General features: G+C 65.8%; 19 protein-coding genes. 11 read left to right on the forward strand and 8 right to left on the reverse strand.

Annotation, left to right across the window (positions count from 1 at the left end):
- Together A9513_RS10345 and A9513_RS10350 are read right to left on the reverse strand one after the other, a co-directional pair.
- The coding region (locus A9513_RS10345) for an arsenic transporter (protein ID WP_065084680.1) at nt 1-1,054 on the reverse strand (1,054 nt) is incomplete at its 3' end.
- 21 nt (nt 1,055-1,075) lie between these two features.
- Nucleotides 1,076-1,423 (reverse strand): metalloregulator ArsR/SmtB family transcription factor, encoded by a 348-nt coding sequence (locus tag A9513_RS10350; protein ID WP_024762778.1) that lies wholly within the window; start codon nt 1,421-1,423, stop codon nt 1,076-1,078.
- A 174-nt stretch (nt 1,424-1,597) separates the two neighbouring features.
- Between A9513_RS10350 and A9513_RS10355 the strand changes: the two genes are divergently transcribed.
- Together A9513_RS10355 and A9513_RS10360 are read left to right on the forward strand one after the other, a co-directional pair.
- Complete coding sequence (locus A9513_RS10355) at nt 1,598-2,263, forward strand: TetR/AcrR family transcriptional regulator (protein ID WP_065084681.1); 666 nt, start codon at nt 1,598-1,600, stop codon at nt 2,261-2,263.
- Between the two features lie 54 nt (nt 2,264-2,317).
- The gene (locus tag A9513_RS10360) at nt 2,318-3,844 is read left to right on the forward strand and encodes an MDR family MFS transporter (protein WP_065084682.1); all 1,527 of its coding nucleotides are present in this window, start codon (nt 2,318-2,320) and stop codon (nt 3,842-3,844) included.
- Between the two features lie 22 nt (nt 3,845-3,866).
- Here the strand turns inward: A9513_RS10360 and A9513_RS36460 are convergent, their stop codons facing one another.
- The 3 genes from A9513_RS36460 to A9513_RS10370 all read right to left on the reverse strand — a co-directional run bounded on the left by A9513_RS36460 (nt 3,867) and on the right by A9513_RS10370 (nt 6,393).
- Nucleotides 3,867-3,995, reverse strand: a complete 129-nt coding sequence (locus A9513_RS36460; RefSeq protein WP_255302837.1) for a hypothetical protein — start codon at nt 3,993-3,995, stop codon at nt 3,867-3,869.
- Nucleotides 3,996-4,087: 92 nt separating this feature from the next.
- Complete coding sequence (locus A9513_RS10365) at nt 4,088-5,374, reverse strand: glycosyltransferase (protein WP_065084683.1); 1,287 nt, start codon at nt 5,372-5,374, stop codon at nt 4,088-4,090.
- Nucleotides 5,375-5,460: 86 nt separating this feature from the next.
- Nucleotides 5,461-6,393, reverse strand: a complete 933-nt coding sequence (locus A9513_RS10370; protein WP_037016097.1) for a GntR family transcriptional regulator — start codon at nt 6,391-6,393, stop codon at nt 5,461-5,463.
- Nucleotides 6,394-6,599: 206 nt separating this feature from the next.
- On the opposite strand from A9513_RS10370, the gene A9513_RS10375 reads away from it, so the two are divergent.
- From A9513_RS10375 to A9513_RS10415, 9 genes are all read left to right on the forward strand, one after another.
- Nucleotides 6,600-7,649, forward strand: a complete 1,050-nt coding sequence (locus tag A9513_RS10375) for a spermidine/putrescine ABC transporter substrate-binding protein (protein ID WP_065084684.1) — start codon at nt 6,600-6,602, stop codon at nt 7,647-7,649.
- Between the two features lie 88 nt (nt 7,650-7,737).
- Nucleotides 7,738-8,610 (forward strand): ABC transporter permease, encoded by an 873-nt coding sequence (locus tag A9513_RS10380; protein WP_065084685.1) that lies wholly within the window; start codon nt 7,738-7,740, stop codon nt 8,608-8,610.
- Nucleotides 8,603-9,406, forward strand: coding sequence for an ABC transporter permease (locus A9513_RS10385; protein ID WP_065084686.1), 804 nt, complete (start codon nt 8,603-8,605; stop codon nt 9,404-9,406). Before A9513_RS10380 ends, A9513_RS10385 begins: the two co-directional genes overlap by 8 nt.
- Complete coding sequence (locus tag A9513_RS10390) at nt 9,399-10,478, forward strand: ABC transporter ATP-binding protein (protein ID WP_024762785.1); 1,080 nt, start codon at nt 9,399-9,401, stop codon at nt 10,476-10,478. Before A9513_RS10385 ends, A9513_RS10390 begins: the two co-directional genes overlap by 8 nt.
- Before the next feature lie 31 nt (nt 10,479-10,509).
- Nucleotides 10,510-11,814, forward strand: coding sequence for a glycosyltransferase (locus A9513_RS10395; RefSeq protein ID WP_065084687.1), 1,305 nt, complete (start codon nt 10,510-10,512; stop codon nt 11,812-11,814).
- Complete coding sequence (locus A9513_RS10400) at nt 11,807-12,172, forward strand: cupin domain-containing protein (protein WP_024762787.1); 366 nt, start codon at nt 11,807-11,809, stop codon at nt 12,170-12,172. Before A9513_RS10395 ends, A9513_RS10400 begins: the two co-directional genes overlap by 8 nt.
- 137 nt (nt 12,173-12,309) lie before the next feature.
- Nucleotides 12,310-12,654, forward strand: a complete 345-nt coding sequence (locus tag A9513_RS10405; protein ID WP_017519228.1) for a cupin domain-containing protein — start codon at nt 12,310-12,312, stop codon at nt 12,652-12,654.
- Between the two features lie 4 nt (nt 12,655-12,658).
- Nucleotides 12,659-13,711 carry an aminoglycoside phosphotransferase family protein gene (locus tag A9513_RS10410; RefSeq protein ID WP_065084688.1) on the forward strand — a complete coding sequence of 351 codons (1,053 nt, stop codon included), beginning with the start codon at nt 12,659-12,661 and terminating at the stop codon, nt 13,709-13,711.
- Nucleotides 13,708-15,210, forward strand: a complete 1,503-nt coding sequence (locus tag A9513_RS10415) for an aldehyde dehydrogenase (RefSeq protein ID WP_065084689.1) — start codon at nt 13,708-13,710, stop codon at nt 15,208-15,210. The genes A9513_RS10410 and A9513_RS10415 overlap by 4 nt, the downstream gene beginning before the upstream one ends.
- Nucleotides 15,211-15,214: 4 nt before the next feature.
- On the opposite strand, the gene A9513_RS10420 is transcribed toward A9513_RS10415, so the two are convergent.
- The 3 genes from A9513_RS10420 to A9513_RS10430 form a co-directional block, all read right to left on the reverse strand.
- On the reverse strand, nt 15,215-15,811 hold the full coding sequence (locus tag A9513_RS10420) for a GNAT family N-acetyltransferase (RefSeq protein ID WP_024762791.1): 597 nt from the start codon (nt 15,809-15,811) through the stop codon (nt 15,215-15,217).
- A 187-nt stretch (nt 15,812-15,998) separates the two neighbouring features.
- Nucleotides 15,999-16,679, reverse strand: coding sequence for a response regulator transcription factor (locus A9513_RS10425; RefSeq protein ID WP_024762792.1), 681 nt, complete (start codon nt 16,677-16,679; stop codon nt 15,999-16,001).
- 54 nt (nt 16,680-16,733) lie between these two features.
- Nucleotides 16,734-18,056: a CapA family protein gene (locus A9513_RS10430; RefSeq protein WP_065084690.1), complete on the reverse strand. Its 1,323-nt coding sequence runs from the start codon at nt 18,054-18,056 to the stop codon at nt 16,734-16,736.
- Between the last annotated feature and the right edge of the window lie 82 nt (nt 18,057-18,138).

The following is an 18,138-nucleotide window of genomic DNA, read 5'->3' on the forward strand; positions in this document are numbered from 1 at the left end:
CGCTGGCCTGGATCGACAAGGCGCCGACCAGCACGCTGGGCATGTTGTTCATCACCGAGGACAGCAGCGCCGAGAGCAGGCCGGTGCCGAGGGCGGCGACCCACAGCCCCTGTTGGGCAAGACGGTCGAGCAACTGGGCAAGGAAGTCCGTGAGGCCGGCGTTCTTCAAGCCGTAGACCACCAGGTACATGCCGAGGGAAAAGATCACTACCTGCCAGGGCGCTTCGCGCAGTACACGGCGGGTGGAGATGCGCTGGCCGCGGGCGGCGACAGCGAAGAGGAGCGCGGCACAGGCGGCGGCCACGGCGCTGATCGGGATGCCCAGCGGCTCCAGGGCGAACAGGCCGACCAGCAACGCCAGCAGCGTCCACCAGCCGACGATGAAGGTGGCGCGGTCATGGATGGCGGCCTTGGGTTCCTTCAGCGCATGGAGCGCGTACTGCCTCGGGATGTCGCGGCGGAAGTACAGAAACAGCACCAGCAGGGTGGCGGCAATGCTGGCAAGACTCACCGGCAGCATCACCGAGGCGTATTCGGCGAAGCCCAGGCCGAAGTAATCCGCCGAAACGATGTTCACCAGGTTGGACACCACCAGCGGCAGGCTTGCGGTGTCGGCGATGAAGCCGGCGGCCATGACGAAGGCTAGGGTCGCGGCGGGGGAGAAGCGCAGGGCGAGCAGCATCGACATGACGATGGGCGTGAGGATCAGGGCCGCACCATCATTGGCGAACAGCGCCGAAACGGCCGCGCCGAGCAGCACGCAGAAGGCGAACAGGCGATGACCGCTGCCGTTGGCCCAGCGCGCCACGTGCAGTGCGGCCCACTCGAAGAAGCCGGCCTCATCCAGCAGCAGGCTGATGACGATGACCGCGATGAAGGTGGCGGTGGCGTTCCAGACGATGGCCCAGACGACCGGGATGTCGTGCAGCGAAACCGCGCCGGCGGCCAGGGCGATGATCGCACCCAGGGCGGCGCTCCAGCCGACGCCAAGGCCCCTGGGCTGCCAGATGACCAGAACGAGGGTGAAGATGAAGACTGCAATGGCGACCAGCATGGAGGATTCGCTCGGTGGGGATCAGCAGCAGGCGGCGTCACGGACGGGGCGGCCGTCCATGTTCTGCAGGCGCAGGGTGTTGTCGGCCAGCCACTGCCCGTTGGCCAGCAGGGTGACCTGCAGCATGTCGTGTACCCAGGTGGGTAGGTCGGGGTTGAGGCGGTAATACACCCACTGCCCCTGGCGGCGATCCAGCAGCAGGCCGCTGCTGCGCAGTTGTGCCAGGTGGCGGCTGATCTTCGGCTGGCTGTCGTCCAGCGCGCACATCAGCTCGCAGACACACAGCTCGCCCAGGCTGGCGATGAGCAGGGTGGCGCGAGCGCGGGTCTCGTCGGCCAGACACTTGAAGACGTCGGGTGGGGTAATCATGGCGCCGCCTAAATATATGGAAAATCGAATATACGTATTTCCATATATTAAGCGCAAGCCCCCGAAGCCTGATCCCGGCGGAGAGGGCAGTTCATCGTATTTTCTAAATTTAAATTGAATTTAGATTTAACCTGCTTCAGGCTTCCTGGCACTGTCCGCTGTTCAGGAATAATCATGGCCTCCCGCGAAGCTCGAAAAGATGGTGAAGCGACCCGCCTGCGCATCCTTGAAGCCGCCGGCGAACTTTGCGCGACGCTCGGCTTCGGCGAAACCAGCAACAAGGCCGTCGCCGCCAAGGCGGAGGTCGACCTGGCGTCGATCAACTACCACTTCGGCAGCCGCAACGGTCTCTATCAGGCCGTGCTGGGCGAGGCCCGCCGACGCTTTCTCGACATCGCCGACCTGCAGCGGATCATCCAGGGCGAGCAGGCGGCGCCGGACAAGTTGTTTGCGCTGACCGAACTGGTTGTGCGCAAGGCCGCGCGCGGGAGGGAGAGCTGGCACCTGCGGGTGCTCGCTGCCGAAGCCCTGGCGCCCAGCAGCCACGGTCAGGAGTTTCTGCACCCCGAAAAGGCGCTGAAGCTGACGTTGCTCAAGCAACTGTTCAGCGAGATCACCGGGATCCCCCCCGAAGATCCCACATTGGTGCCCTGCATCCTCAGCGTCACTGCGCCATGGGCGATGCTGCTGATCGGGCCTCGTGGAGGGCATGGCGCCCTGCGCGACATTCTCGACATGCCGGGTCCTGTGGTCGTCGCCCAGCTCTACAGCTTCACCCTGGCCGGCCTGCAGGAAGTGGGGCGGCAGCATCGCCAGCGCGCACTCTGCACGGGCGAATGAGCCGACTCCATTCCTTCCCTGTCCCACGCCACCTCATCTCATCAGGTCCGCCCCATGCAAACGGCCTCCGAAAATAGTCTGGCCACGAAGCTGAGCCCCCCGGACGACGCTCAGGTGACGCAGCCGTCCATTCCACTGCTGCTGGCGGCGTTGCTGCTGGTGATGTTCCTCGCGGCGCTGGACCAGACCATCGTGTCCACCGCGCTGCCCACCATCGTCGGCGAACTGGGCGGCCTGCACCTGTTGTCCTGGGTGGTGACCTCCTACCTGCTGGCCTCCACGGTCGTGGTCCCGCTGTATGGCAAATTCGGCGACCTGTACGGCCGCAAGCTGGTGCTGCAGACCGCCATCGCACTGTTTCTGGCGGGCTCGGCGCTCTGCGGGCTGGCGCAGAACATGACCCAGCTGATCCTCCTGCGCGCGCTGCAGGGCCTGGGCGGCGGTGGCTTGATGGTGGTGGCGATGGCGGCCATCGGCGACGTCATTGCGCCGGCCGAGCGTGGTCGCTACCAGGGGCTGTTCGGTGGCGTATTCGGCCTCGCCACGGTGGTCGGTCCGCTGGTGGGCGGCTTCCTGGTCGAGCAGTTGTCCTGGCGCTGGATCTTCTACATCAACCTGCCGCTGGGCCTGCTCGCCCTGCTGGTGATCGGCAGCGCGTTCAAGCCCCACGTCGCGCGGGTGAAACACGTCATCGACTACTTTGGCGCCTTCTTCCTGACCCTGGCCCTGGCTTCGCTGGTGTTGATCACCAGCCTGGGCGGCAGCACGCTCGAGTGGACCTCGATCGACATCCTGTGCCTGTCGCTCTTCGCCGTTGTCGGCGTGATCGGCTTCGTCCACGAGCAGCGCATCGCGGCGGAACCGATCATGCCGCTGCACCTGTTCCGCCACCGGACCTTCGTGCTCGCCGGGCTGATCGGGTTCACTGTCGGTGTTTCGCTGTTCGGCTCGGTGACCTTCCTGCCGCTCTACATGCAGGTGGTCAAGGACGCCACGCCGACCAGTGCGGGCCTGCAGATGCTGCCCCTGATGGGTGCGATGCTGATCGTCTCGGCTATTACCGGTCGCCTGATCAGCCGCTGGGGGCGTTACCGGGTCTTCCCCATCCTTGGCACGCTGCTGCAGGTCATCGCCCTGGCGTTGCTGAGCCGTCTGAACCTGCAATCGTCGATGTTGCAGATGAATCTCTACATGGCCTTGCTCGGCGCCGGGCTGGGCATGGTGATGCAGGTACTGATCCTGGCGGTGCAGAACAGCGTCGAATTTCGCCACATGGGCGTGGCGACCTCCGGGGCGACCCTGTTCCGCTCCATCGGCGGCTCCATTGGCATCTCGGTGTTCGGCGCATTGTTCTCTCACGAGCTGATGAGTCGGCTCGTGAGTGCCTTCCCGACCAGCGTCGGCTCACCGGCCAACCTGTCGCCGGCCGCTGTGCATGCCTTGCCCGCAGCGTTGCGGCAGGCTTACCTGGAAGCCTTTTCCGGATCGATGCACTGGGTCTTCCTGGTGGCGTGCATGGTCAGCGCCGTGGCCTTCGCGCTGTCGTGGCTGCTGCAGGAAGTACCGCTGCGCAAAGCCTGAAGACGCCTGGGTCACCTGTCCTTCACCGGGTGTCCGGCCCAGGTTCCGGGCGAGTTGGCGGCGCCGGAGAGGCGTCGAAACCCTCGCTGCGCAGTGGGCGAAGTTGCAGGAAATCGCCGAGCAGGGCTGGCTGGTCATTGAAGCTTGTCATGCCTGGTTCCAGGGACATGGAGCCAGGCTTATGGGGCGACCGGAAACTTGCACAGAGCCAATGGCACGTCCTTGCACGGTGCCATTGGCCGCTTAGTCGCTGCAGATGCCAAGAATCGCCCGCGCGGCCGACGCTGTGCCGCGCGAGGCCTGCATCTGTTCGCGTACGCTGGTCAGCCGTTGCTGCATCGCCTTGTCGCAGAGCAGGTCGGCCAGTGCGCCGGGCAGCGCCGCCAGCGGGTTTTCGAAGCGCGGCAGGTAGCGCGCCACGCCCACTTCCTCGGCGCGCCTGGCGTTGTCATGGCCGTCCCAGCAGTAGGGGATGATCACCGACGGCAGGCCGAAATACAGTGCCTCGCAGAAGCTGTTGTTGCCGCCGTGATGGATGAACAACTGGCATTCGCGCAGCACGGCCGGTTGCGGGTACCAGCTGTCGAGGTAGACGTTGTCGGGCACGCTGTCGTAGTGCTCGCGGTAGGCGCCGACGTTGATCAGGAAGCGGTAGGGCAGTTGCGCGACGGCATCGATCAGCTTGCGCATCATCTCGATATCGGCCGCGCCGAGGCTGCCGAAACTCACATAGATCAGCGCAGCATCGTCGTGCCGCGGGAACTGCGGCGGGATATACGGCGCCTCGCTGCGCACGCAGCCGTCGAGGTACAGATAGCGCTCGGCCGGCAGCGGATTCTGGCGCTCGTAGCGCACCGGTGTGGGTGAGAGCAACAGGTTGAGCCAAGGCGAATCTTCGAGGAATTGGCCGGCGGGCAGGGCAGGGTGACCGTACTCGGCGAGGAAGCGGGCGAAGCGTTCGTGCGCCGGCTTTGTCGCTTGCAGGTAGTGTTCGCGGTAGGTGGCGCAGGCTTGTGGATCGCTGCTGCTGGCGCCGGACAGGTAGGGCGGCACCGCGGGGTCGGGTAGTTCGGTTTCCGCGCAGGAGATCATCCGCACCCAGGGACAGCCGGCGGCGGAGATGGCCGGGAAGCTGACCACGTTATCCAGCACGATGGCATCGGGCTTGAGCCGGGCGAGCAACTGCTGCAGCGGTTTTTCCGATTCGATGGCGGTATCGATGATGGCTTCCCAGGCCGGCGCCACGTAGCTGTCGATCTGCGCCAGGGGCGGCTGGTCGAAGTAGGGCACGTTGCGCTCGATGAAGCGCTCCCAGTAATGCTGGTGGTCGGCGGCGGAGAGCGGCGAGTCCAGTTGCAGCGGGTACTCGGCGAAGCCGTACTCGGCGAAGATGCCCTGGAAATGCGCATGGCAGATGAACACCGGGCGTGCGCCGAGTTCGCGCAGGGCCTGGGCGATGCCGATGCAGTTCAGCGCGGCGCCGAAACTGGCCTCGGGGAAGAAGGCGATGGTTCTTGTTCTTTGCGTCATGGGCACATCCGGGTGTTGCTCACGGGCACTGCGTGAAACTGATACTGCATTTTTTCGTTAAAAAAAACACTGTGTGAGAAAAATAATCAGCGACGCCCCTGGGCGAACGACTGTGGAATCCCGCGGTTGGCGGTCTGCGGGCGTTGCGCGAAGGACAGCCGCAGGTGCAAGCGCATCAGGTCGGCGGCGACTTCCAGCTGGCCGCGCTCGATCTGCTCGATGATTCGCAGGTGCTCGCGCAGGGCTTCCTGCAGGCGGTGCACGCTGACCATCGGCAGCAGGTTGGGCAGGCGCCGCAGACGCTGGTGCTGCAGCAGAGCGTCGCCGACGAAACGGTTGCCGCAGCCCTGGGCGATCAGCTCGTGGAAGCCGATGTCCAGCTCGCGGAACTGGGCCACGTCGAAGCGCTCGATGGGCGCCGCCAGCAGTTCCTCCATGGCCCCGCGCAGCAGGGCGAGGCGTGCCAGGTCTGGCTCGAAGCCGGGGGCGAGGAGGGCTTCGGGTTCGAGGATCAGCCGATAGCGCAGGCTGTCTTCCAGCGCTGCGAGGTTGTTCAGCAACGGGCGGAACGACCAGCTCTGCCCGGCGCCGCGCTCCAGCACCTGGTCCTCGCTGAGTTGCGCCAGGACCTTCTGTGCCGCGACTCGGCCGATGTCGTAGCGGCGCATCAGCTCGCTGGCGCTCAGGCTGTTGCCCAGGCGACCGGCCATGCGATCCCGCAGTACCGAGGCGGCCAGGGCTTCTTCCTCGGCCTGGGGCAATGCCGAGCCGAGCACCTGGGCGGACGGATCGGCGGCGAGGCGATAGCCCTTGCCCGGCTCGTGGGCCACCAGTTGCTGCTCCTGCAGCAGGTCGAGCCCGGCGCGGATCAGCGTGCGCGACACGCCGAAGGTGCGCGCCAGTTGCTGCTCGGACAAGGCGTCGCCATCGGCGAGACCGGTGTCCTGGGCATGCTCGATGATCCGCCGGGCCAGTTCCAGGTGGTTGGTGCGCGGTCTTTTCTCGGTGTCCTTGCTCAAGCGGCTTCTCTCCGGCAGGCGTCGCAGGCTTGTGGGCGCGGGGCGCGGGGCGCCCCCTTATGCCACAGCGAGGAGGGTCCAACAAGAATGCAAGAAATGGTTGACTTCGCCAGTGGTTCGGTTTTTATTTTGAAAAAAAGACATGTAGTACGCTTTTCGTTCCGCTGCCGTTGACACACAAAAACAACCATCGTCAGGTGCGCAAGATGAAGCTGAAGACCATGCTCTACGCAGGGGCAACCCTCGCGCTCACGCTGTCCGCCACCACGGCCAGCGCCAAGGATCTGGTGATCTCCATCTGGGACGGCTACATGGCCCCGGACAACCTGGAGAAGTTCCAGAAGGCCACTGGCCTTGAAGCCGACAAATCTCTCCACGCCACCAACGAAGAAATCATGGGCAAGCTCATGGCTTCCGGTGGCGAAGGCTATGACGTGGTGTTCGTCTCTTCGCCCTTTGCCGAGATCCTGCACAAGCAGGGCCTGCTTGCCGAGATCGATCCGGCCAAGGTGCCGAACCTGAAGAACCTCTACCCCGAAGCGCAGAAGCTCGAGTACGACGTCGGCAACCACTTCTCCGTGCCCTACACCTGGGGCACCACCGGCATCTGCTACCGCTCGGACAAGGTCAGCCCGGCGCCTTCGAGCTGGAGCGACCTGCTCAAGCCCTCCGACGCCCTCAAGGGCAAGACCACCATGCTCGCCACCGACCGCTGGCTGCTCGGCGCCGGCTTCCTGGCCAACGGCTGGTCGGTGAACGACGGCAACCCGGACCAGATCAACGCGGTGCGCGACCAGCTGATCGCCACCAAGAAGCGCCTGCTGTCCTTCGACGACACCACCTTCTACTCCAAGCTGGCTTCGGGCGAGGCGCTGATGGCCCACGCCTGGGATGGCTGGTGCAACTACGGCACCCAAGCCAACGAGTCGATCAAGTTCGTCGTGCCCAAGGAAGGTTCCGACCTCTGGGTGGACACCATGGTCGTGCTGAAAAGCTCGAAGAACCCCGACGCCGCCTACCGCTTCATCAACTACATGCTGGAGCCGGCGAACCACGCCTGGGTCGCGGAGAACATCCTCTACAAGGTGCCCAACCAGGCGGCGATGGCGACCCTGAAGCCGGAGCTGTTGGCCAAGTACCCCAACCTCACCACCACGCCGGCCGAACTGGTCAAGCAGCAACAGTTGCGTGACGTGGGGGGCTCGACGCAGAAGGCGTACACCCGCGCCGTAACGGAAATCATGGCCGCCCAGTAAGGCCGATGGGGCGTCGCGCTGGCGCCCCGAACTCTCTCCGGAATAACCCTGAAGCACCCCGCCTGGCGTGGGGTTGGGGGAACTACGCATGACCGCTTTATCCGCCGACCGCAAATTGTCGGCCTGGCTGCTCGCGCCCGGTCTGGGCTGGCTGGCCCTGTTCCTGCTGCTGCCGTGCCTGCTGGTGCTGGTCTACAGCTTCCTCGAGCGCGGTGCCTACGGCGGCATCGACTACGTGTTCACCTGGGAAAACTACCGACGCGCGGTGGACCCGCTATACCTCGACATCCTCCTGCGCTCGGCGAAGATCGCCGGCCTGGCCATGCTCTTCGCGGTGATCATCGGTTACCCGGCGGCCTACGCCATCACTCGCACCACGCCACGCCGGCAGGCGGTGTACCTGTTCCTGGTGATGCTGCCGTTCTGGAGCAACTACCTGATCCGCACCTATGCCTGGATCGTCCTTCTCAACCGCGAAGGTCTGCTCAACCGCCTGTTCAGTCTGCTGGGTTACGGCGGTGAGCCGATCAGCCTGCTGTACACCGACGCCACCGTGGTGCTCGGGCTGGTCTACAACTACATCCCCTTTGTCATCCTCGCCATCTACAGCTCGCTGTCGCGCATCGACAACGAGCTCTGGGAAGCCTCGCGGGACCTCGGCGCGTCCGGCTGGACCACTTTCCGCCGGGTGATCCTGCCGCTCTCGGTGCCCGGCGTGGCGGCCGGCGCGGTGTTTGTCTTCGTGCTCTCCATCGGCAACTTCATCACCGCCGACCTGCTGGGCGGCAAGCAGGTGCAGATGGTCGGCAACCTGATCTACGCACAGTTCCTTACCGCGCGGGACTGGCCGTTCGGCGCGGCGCTGAGCTTCTTCCTGATCGGCATCATGCTGCTCCTGCTGTTCATCCAGGCCATGGTCTCGCGCCGGGCCCAGGGCGCGGAGGGCGAACGCCATGCGTAATCCCTCCGGCATTGCCCTCGGCACACACCTGTGGCTGGTGTACGCCTTCCTCTATGTACCGATCCTGGTGCTGATCCTGCTGTCGTTCAACGCCAGCGGCCTGCCCACCGCGTGGGGCGGTGCGTCGCTGAAGTGGTACGCCAAACTGCTGGCCAATGCCTCGATCCAGCACGCGGCGCTGAACACCTTGATCGTCGCGCTGACCTCCACCTTCATCGCCTGCGTGCTCGGTACCTTGCTTGCGCTGGGCGTGGAGATGCGCGCCCGCAGCAGCGGCAAGAAAGGCAGCAACATCGCCGACACGCTACTGATGGCGCCGATGATCATCCCCGACATCGTCCTGGCCATCGCGCTGCTGAGCTTCTTCAACCTGCTGAAGATGAGCCTGGGGCTGCACTCCATCATCCTCAGCCACGTGGTGTTCAACATCGCCTTCGTCTGCGCGGTGGTGCGCACGCGCCTCAATCACTTCGACTATTCGATCCTCGAAGCGTCCATCGACCTGGGCGCCGGCTGGTTCACCACCGCGCGCCGGGTGCTGCTGCCGGCGATCTTCCCCGGCGTGCTGGCCGGCGGGCTGCTGGCGTTCACCCTGTCGGTGGACGAATTCATCATCGCTTTCTTCAACTCCGGCTCCGGCAGCGCCTCCACCACGCTGCCGATGCAGATCTATTCGATGATCCGCTTCGGCGTGACCCCGGAAATCAACGCCCTCGCCACCCTGGTGATGCTGGTCAGCTTCACCGCGCTGTTCGCCTCCCAACGTCTGAACAAGGTGCCCAAAGCCCATGACTAAGTCATCCGACCTGCTCGTGCTGGAGCAGGTGAGCAAATCCTACGGCGAGGGCCTGACGGCGGTGGACCAGGTGTCCCTGGCGATCCGCGAGAACGAGTTCTTCGCGCTGCTCGGCCCGTCCGGCTGCGGCAAGACCACCCTGATGCGGATGATCGCCGGCTTCGAGACGCCCAGTTCCGGCGCCATCTATCTCAACGGCCAGGACATCTCGCCGCTGCCGCCAAACAAGCGCCCGCTGAACCTGATGTTCCAGTCCTACGCGCTGTTCCCCAACATGACCGTGCGCGGCAACATCGCCTACGGCCTGGAGATGGAGAAGCTGCCCGCTGGCGAAATCCGCCAGCGCGTCGACGCGGTGCTGGACACCGCGCAGCTCGGCCCGCTGGCCAACCGCCGGCCGGACCAACTCTCCGGCGGCCAGCGCCAGCGCGTCGCCCTGGCCCGCGCCCTGGTCAAGCGCCCGCGCGTACTGCTGCTGGACGAACCCCTCGGCGCGCTGGACAAGAAGCTGCGCGAGAAGATGCAGCTGGAACTCAAGCGCCTGCAGCACGAGAGCGGCATCACCTTCATCATGGTCACCCACGACCAGGAAGAAGCCCTGGTGATGTCCGACCGCATGGCCGTGCTGCGCGACGGCAAGGTCTGCCAGTGCGGCAGCCCCAGCGAACTCTACGAGAACCCGGGCAGTCGCTTCGTCGCCGACTTCATCGGCGTCAGCAACCTGATCGAGGGCCGGCGCGTGGGCACCAATCGCCTGCAGGCCGGCGACCAGGTGCTGAGCATCGAGACCACAGCCGAGTCCAGCCCCGAGAGCGTGACGCTTGCGCTGCGCCCGGAGCGCCTGCGCGTGCTGACCGATGCCACGCCCGCCACTGACAACCAGATCCAGGGCCAGGTGGCGGAGGTCGCCTACCACGGTCTGGACACCAACCTGCACGTGAACACGGCGCTGTCCAGCAAGCCGCTGATCGTCCGCGTGCCGTCCTCGGACTACGACTTCCTCCGCCTCGCCGCCGGCATGCCGGTGCGCCTGGGCTGGGATGCGCGGCACGGCCGCGTGCTGACTCACTGATTGCCAAGAACAAGACCTACAGGAGAGCACCATGAGTAGTGAACGCAAGGTCATCGCCTTCTTCCCCGAGGCCGCCTACGGCCCGGCCCTCAACTCCGTCGGCATCGCCCAGGCCTGCGAGGCGCTGGGGCACAAGGCGGTGTTCCTCACCGATCCGGGCATGACCGGAGTGTATTCGGCCTACGGCTTCGAGGAGCACTACGTGAACATGTCCGAGCCGATGCCGGCCGAGGAGATGGCGCGCTACTGGACCGACTTCATCAACGGCCACATCCCCAACTTCCGCAAGGCGCCGATCGACCAGCTCGACAACTACGTGAAGGAGTGCTGGGAGGCCATCGTCTCCACCGCCAAGTGGGCGCAGAAGGAGCTGCCGGCGATCCTCGACAAGATCAAGCCGGACCTGATCTGCGTGGACAACGTGATCCTCTTCCCGGCCATCAAGCACTACGGCAAGCCGTGGGTGCGGATCATCTCCTGCTCGGAGAACGAAGTGCATGACCCGGACATCCCGCCGTACCTGTCGGGCATGAGCGTGGACGACAAGGAGGGCCACGCGCGCTTCCAGAAACGCTTCGAGGAGGTGATCGCGCCGATCCACGCCGACTTCAACGACTTCCTCGCCCAGTGTGGCGAGCGACCGTACCCGCTGGGCACCTTCTTCGAAGAGTCGCCCTACATGAACCTGTTGCTGTACCCGGACCCGGTTAAGTTCCAGCGCCGCCATCCGCTGCCGGCGCGGCAGTTCCACTACCTGCAGGGTTGCGTGCGCACCGACAAGCCCTACGAGATTCCGCAGTTCAAGGCGCACAACGACAAGCCGCTGCTGTACGTCAGCTTCGGCAGCCTTGGTTCCGGCGATGTCGACCTGCTCAAGCGCCTGGTCACCGCTATCGGCAAGCTGCCGTACCGCGCGCTGTTCAATGTCGGCGAGCACGTGGAGAAATACGACGACCTGCCGGACAACGTGATCGTTTCCAACTGGTACCCGCAGCCCTCGGTGATCGCTCAGGTCGACGGGGTGATCCACCACGGCGGCAACAACAGCTTCACCGAGTGCCTGTTCTTCGGTAAGCCGGCCATCGTCATGCCCTACGTCTGGGACGGCCACGACAACGCCATGCGTGCCCAGGAAAGCGGCCACGGCCTGCGCATGGACCGCTACGACTGGAGCGAGGAAGACCTGGCGCGCAACATTGCCCAACTGCTCGGCGATGACCTGATGAAAGAGCGCCTGGCGCGCACCAGCGACTACATGCGCTCGCGCAAGGGCCCGGAAGACGCCGCGCGCATCCTCGACCAACTGATGGGTGGCAAGGCGGTGAGCCATGGCTGAGTTCAAGGCCGACAGCACGGCGCCGCACATTCGCGGCGCCCGCGAGTACGACGACCTGGTGGACTGGGGCGTGCAGTCCGATGCGCTGGAGGGCGTCTCGCACTCCAGCGGGCGCCTGCTGTTCAAGGGGCCGAACAACAGTCCCGAGACCGGTCTGTGGGTCTGTACCCCCGGCCGCTGGCGGCTGTCGATCCCGCGCGACGAGCTCTGCCATTTCGTTGCCGGCCGCGCCACCTACCGCTCCGACGAGGGCGAAGTGATCGAGGTCGAGCCCGACACCCTGGTGCTGTTCCCGGCCGGCTGGACCGGCGAATGCACCGTGCACACCACACTCCGCAACCTCTACATGTTGGCGTGATTTCGTAGGGCGCATAACGCCTCAAGCGTTATCCGCCATCGACCTTGCACCGAATTCATCGGCGGATAACCGCAAGCGGTTATTCGCCCTACGCCTTACCCGGTCGCCCGTATGGGTTGCTATCGAAGGAGAAGTACATGAAGACCCCCGTTATCCATCGCCCGCTGCAAGTCACCGAACTCAAGGACTGGGGCGTGATCCCGACCATGCTCGAGGGCGAATCCCACGTCAGTGGCGTGGTCCTGCACAAGGGGCCCGAAGGTCAGTCCGAATGCGGCATCTGGCACTGCACGCCGGGCAAGTGGTTCTGCCACGTGACCAGCGACGAGTTCTGCCACTTCCTCGAAGGCCGCTGCACCTACGTGCACGAGTCCGGCGAGGTGATCGAGATCGAGCCGGACACCGCGGCCTTCTTCCCCAAGGACTGGAAGGGCGTGTGCACCGTGCACGAGACCATCAAGAAGGTCTACATGATCCGGTGATGCCATGAACCTGCCCTGTGAAACCACCCGCGCCGCTGCCCGCGAGACCTTCCTCGCCGGCAGCGGCCTGGCCGGAGAGACGCTGACCGCGCTACCGGCCGACGCCTCGGCGCGGCGCTACTTCCGCGTCGACGGCAAGGGCCTGCTGCTGATGGATTCGCCACCCGGCGCCGAGCCGCTGGCGCCGTACCTGCGGGTGGCACAACTGCTGCGCGACTGCGGGCTGTCGGCGCCGAACGTGCTGGCCGCCGACCGTGAGCTGGGCCTGGCGCTGATCGAGGACTTCGGTGACGCCACCTATACCCGGCTGTTCGCGGCCGGTCACAGCGAAACGGAGCTGTACCGTCTCGCCGTCGACGCGCTGGTGCGCCTGCACCGTGCCGGCCCGCAAGCGGCAGAGGGTGTGCCGGCCTACGACGGGCAGAAGCTGGGCGAGGAAGCGGCGCTGTTCATCGATTGGTACGCGCCGCTGCTCATCGGCGAGAAGGCCGCCGCGCAATTGCGCGAACGCTATCTCGCCGAGTTCGCCGCGCTCTGGCGAGACGCCTCGATGCGCCGCGAAGTACTGGTGCTGCGCGACTATCACGTCGACAACCTGATGCTGCTGGAGGGCCGGGACGACGTGGCGGCCTGCGGGTTGCTGGACTTCCAGGACGCGCTGTTCGGCGCGCCGGCCTATGACCTTATGTCGCTGCTCGAAGACGCGCGCCGCGACATTCCCGAAACGCTGCGCGTGACCCTGCTCACCCATTACCTCGGCCAGCGCCCGGAAGTGGACGGCCGGCGCTTCCTGGCCGACTTCCAGGTGCTCGCCGCGCAGCGCCACGCCAAGGTGCTGGGCATCTTCGTGCGCCTGGCCAGGCGCGATGGCAAGCACGGCTATCTCAAGCACCTGCCGCGCGTACTGCGGCTGTTCCAGCGCGCGCTGGATAACGAGCAGCTGCGCCCGCTGGCAGCGCTGCTCGACGCAAACCTGCCGAACTGGCGCCAGCCGCTGGAGAGCGACGTGATCGCCCAGCGTCTGGCCTCACCCGAATCCCTGCGGAGCATTCCATGACCGACTTTCACGTTGACGTGCCCCTGCGTTTCATCGGCCCTCACTATCAGGGCGTGGCGACGCAGCGCCTGCGCGACATCATCAATCCCGCTGACCTCACGCCCGTGGGCCGCATAGCCCTGTGCGATGCCGAGGATGTGGACGCCACCATCGACGCCGCCAACGCTGCCCAGAGCGAGTGGAAGCGTGTCGATGCGAAATCCCGCGCGGCGATCCTTCACCAGTTGGCCAACGCCATCGAGACCGACCAGGCGACTCAGCGCGAAGTGGCGCGGCTGATGACGCTGGAGATGGGCAAGCCGTTCCCCGAGGCCATGGGCGAGCTGGCCAACTGCGCGCCGATCTTCCGCTACTACGCCGAGATGGCCCGCGATGAAGCGGGCAAGGTAGCCGGCACCACCCAGCTCGGCTCGTTCCAGCATGTGCGCTACGAGCCCTATGGGGTGAGCGTGCACATCATGCCGTTCAACTTCCCCATCCTGCTGATGTGCTGGACCCTGGCAGCCTCGCTCGCGGCGGGCAACGCCTGCATCGTCAAGCCGGCGGAAAGCACCACGCTGTGCACGCTGAAATTCATGGAGCACTTCAAGGTGCTGCCGGCGGGCATGGTCAGCTGCGTGCCGGGCGATGCCAGCACCGCGCAGCGCCTGGTGCAGTCCGAGCGTACCCACGCCGTGGCCTTCACCGGCAGCGTCGCCGCCGGCAAGGCAGTGGCCGTGGCCTGCGCCGAGCGGATGAAACCGGCGGTGATCGAGGCCGGCGGCAGTGACCCGATGATCATCTCCCGCCACGCACCGCTGGAAGTCGCGGCGGCCGGCGCAGTGACCGCAGCCTTCCACCTGAGCGGGCAGATCTGCACCTCGGCGGAGCGCTTCTATGTGGTCGACGAAGTGCATGACGAGTTCGTTGCGCGTTTCGCCGAGCGGACTCGCGCGTTGCGCATCGGTCACGGGCTGGAGCGCTCAGAGATCGGCCCGATGGTCAGCGAAGCGGCGCGCGCCAAGGTGATTCGCCTGGTGGACGACGCCATCGCCAAGGGTGCCACGCTGGTCTGCGGCGGGCGCATTCCGCCGCAATTCCCGGTGGGCTGGTACTACGAACCGACCATCCTCACCGACGTCACCCCGGCGATGGCCATCTTCCACGAGGAGTGCTTCGGCCCGGTGGCGGCGATCTGCAAGGTGAAGGATTTCGATGAGGCCGTGCGCCTGGCCAATGACTCGCCCTTCGGCCTGGGCGCCTCGCTGTTCTCCACGGACCTGGCCGAAGCCATGGAAGCGGCGGACCGCCTGGAGGCGGGGATGGTCTGGGTGAACAATCCGCTGATCGACAACGATGCGCTGCCGTTCGGCGGCTGGAAGATGTCCGGCATGGGCCGCGAACTCGGTCGCCAGGGGCTGGATGCGTTCCGCCGCTCGAAGATGGTGATCATCGACCACCAGCCGCAGATTCATTCCTGGTGGTACCCCTACAGCGACGAGGTGTTCTACCAGGGCTGATCCTTCAAGCCGAGGTGCGGCCCAGCCTTTGCTGCAGCCGCGCCTTCACCTCGGACCACTCGCTGTCGATGATGCTGAAACGCACCGAGTTGCGCTTGCGGCCGTCGGGCATGATGCGCTCGTGACGGACGATGCCTTCCTGCACAGCGCCCAGGCGCAGGATGGCGGCGCGGGATTTCTCGTTCAGCTCGTCGGTGGTGAACTGCACGCGCACGCAATCGAGCTGCTCGAAGGCGTAGGTGAGCAGCAGGAGCTTGGCCTCGGTGTTGATCGGTGTGCGCTGCGCCGACAGGGCGAGCCAGGTGTGGCCGATTTCCAGCTTGCGGTTGGCTCGGTCGACCTTCCAGAAGCGCGTGCTGCCGACGATCTTTCCACTGCGCCGGTCAAGGATGGCGAAGGGCAGGACGGTTCCTTCCTCCAGGCCCTTTTCGGCCTTGGCGATATAGCCCGCGACCGTGTCCGGCCCGGGTACCACGGTGACCTTCAGGTTCCACAGTTCGCCATCGGCGGCTGCGTCTAGCAGGGCCTGCGCGTGTTCGGCGCGCAGGGGGAGGAGTTCGACGTGGTCGCCGATCAGGTGGGGACAGGTGAGGGCGTGCATGCTGTGCGGCTCTTCAGGACGAGGCTACAGCCTACCGGATGCCACGCGGTTTTCGTAGGAGCGAGGGGGACGCCGGGGCCTTGCTCGTGAACCGGCGCGATATGTGGATCGCCGCTGAATCCGATTGCGAGCAGGCTCCACCGTACGGCGGATAACGCTGAAGCGCTATGCGCCCTGCGAGGGCGTTTCAGCCGACGAAGCGATAACCCTTGCCGCGCACCGTCAGGATCAGCGGATGCGAGGGCGCTTCGCCCAGCTTGGCGCGCAGGTGGGCGATGCGCACGTCCATCGAGCGGTCCAGGCCGTCATAGGTAATGCCGCGCAAGGCGAGGAACAGCTCATCGCGGCTCAGTGTCTGGCCGGCGCGGCTGGCGAGGTACCAGAGCAAGTCGAACTCGGCGCCGGTGAGGTCGATGCGCTGGTCATCGCGATGGACCTCGCGCTGCCGTGCATCGAGGAGCAGGCCGGCGATTTCCAGTCGTTCGGAAGTGGTTCCGGGAGCCTCGCGACGCCGTAGCAGCGTGCGCACGCGGGCCAGCAGCAGGCTGGGGCGCACCGGTTTGCAGACGTAGTCGTCGGCGCCGTTTTCCAGGCCGTCGATCTGCTCGGTGTCTTCCGAGCGCGCGCTGAGCATGAGGATGGCCCCCGAGTAACCGGGGCGGATGCGCCGGCAGACGGACAGGCCGTCTTCGCCGGGCAGCATGCGGTCGAGGATCACCAGGTCCGGGCGTTCGTCCATCACCCGGGCGGCGGCGCGGGCGCCGTTGGCTTCGATGCTGGCGGTGAGACCGTGGTGCTCGAGAAAGTCGCGGGTGAGTGCGGCGAGACGCAGGTCGTCCTCGACGATGAGAATGCGGGTGGTTGTCATGGCTGCGGGAGTCAGAGGGCGCCGGGCAGCTTGTGGCTGCCCGGCGCTGCGGCATCAGAGTGTGATGCGCGCAATCGAGCCGTCGATCGACAGCCGAGTACCGTAGGGCTCCGACAGCGCGGCGAAGCGCTGCAGGATCGCTTGTGCATGGTCGCCTTCGGCCAGGCGCGGACGGCCACGGCGGTGCACCGCCTCGCCCAGGCCCAGGCTCACCGGGTGCAGTTCGATGCCGGTCAGGCGACGGCCGTCGAACTGGCACACCGGCACCAGGCTTTCCCAGAAGCGCGAGTCGGAGGGAAAGCTGCGGGTGTCGTTCTGGGTGCGCTGCAGGAAGACTTTCGACGGCGTCTGGTTGCGGTCCACGCGGAACTGCTCGTAGCTGTCCGCCGGCAGGCGCGACACCAGTTCGTTCTGACCGATGAAGTTGCCCAAACTGTAGAAGATCGGCTTGCCGTTGTAGATCTCCATGCCGCGCAGCAGGTGCGGGCCGTGGCCGACCACGATGTCGACGCCGGCATCGATCATGCGCCGCGCCACCGGCTGGACGAATTCGGCCGCCACTTCCAGGTCCCACTCGCCAGCGGCGTCGTGGCCCAGTTCGTGGGCGTGGATGCTCAGCACCACCACGTCCGACATCAGCCGCGCTTCCTCGACCCAGCGCAGGATCTCGTCCATGTCCTTCTTGCGCGGCAGGGTGCGCAGGCGCGAGGACTCGCCCTGGCGGAACAGCAGCGGGGTGAAGGGGCCGAATACCGCCAGCGACGGATCGGGAATCGGGTGGGCGAAGCCCAGGTCCACCGCGCCCTGGTAGAGGCGGTCCAGGCCGAGGCAGGCGATGATGCCGCGCATGGCTTCCATCTGCGCGCCGTCGAGCTGGTGCACGGTGTCGTAGCGCAATGGGTTGAGGCCGGGTCGGCCGGGCATGTCGCGGGTCTGCTCGCTGGCTTCCTGGCCCTTGCCGAAGGTGGAGGTGCAGGCCAGCAGCGAGACGGTGCCGGCGGGTTTGGTGCAGTACACCGGGCGGCGGGCTTCCTCCAGGTTGCGGCCGGTGCCGGCGAACAGCAGCTCGCGCTTGTTCAGCTGGGCGTGGGCGGCATGCAGGCCGGCGATGCCGTAGTCGAGGCTGTGGTTGTTGGCCGTGGAGAACAGGTCGATACCGCCCTCCACCAGTTCATCGAGGATCCACGCCGGCGCGCCGAAGTGCGAGCCGCCGCTTTCCAGCACGGCATCGCCCTGGAAGTCGTTGGGCAGCACTTCCAGGTTGGTGAAGCTGACGTCGGCGCCGCGCAGCAGGTCGAACAGCGGGCGCAGGGTTTCGTCGTCGCGGCTGTTCAGGCGGCGTTGCAGGATGCTGTCGCCGGTCAACGCAATCTTCATGGTCCACCTCATCGTTGGGGAGTCGCTGATGGCGGCGGACTTTAGGGCAACTCAAGGCTGCGGTCGGCTGAATCCTGGGTAT

The organism is Pseudomonas sp. AU12215, assembly GCF_001675465.2.
In the GTDB taxonomy this organism is placed as follows: domain Bacteria; phylum Pseudomonadota; class Gammaproteobacteria; order Pseudomonadales; family Pseudomonadaceae; genus Pseudomonas; species Pseudomonas nitroreducens.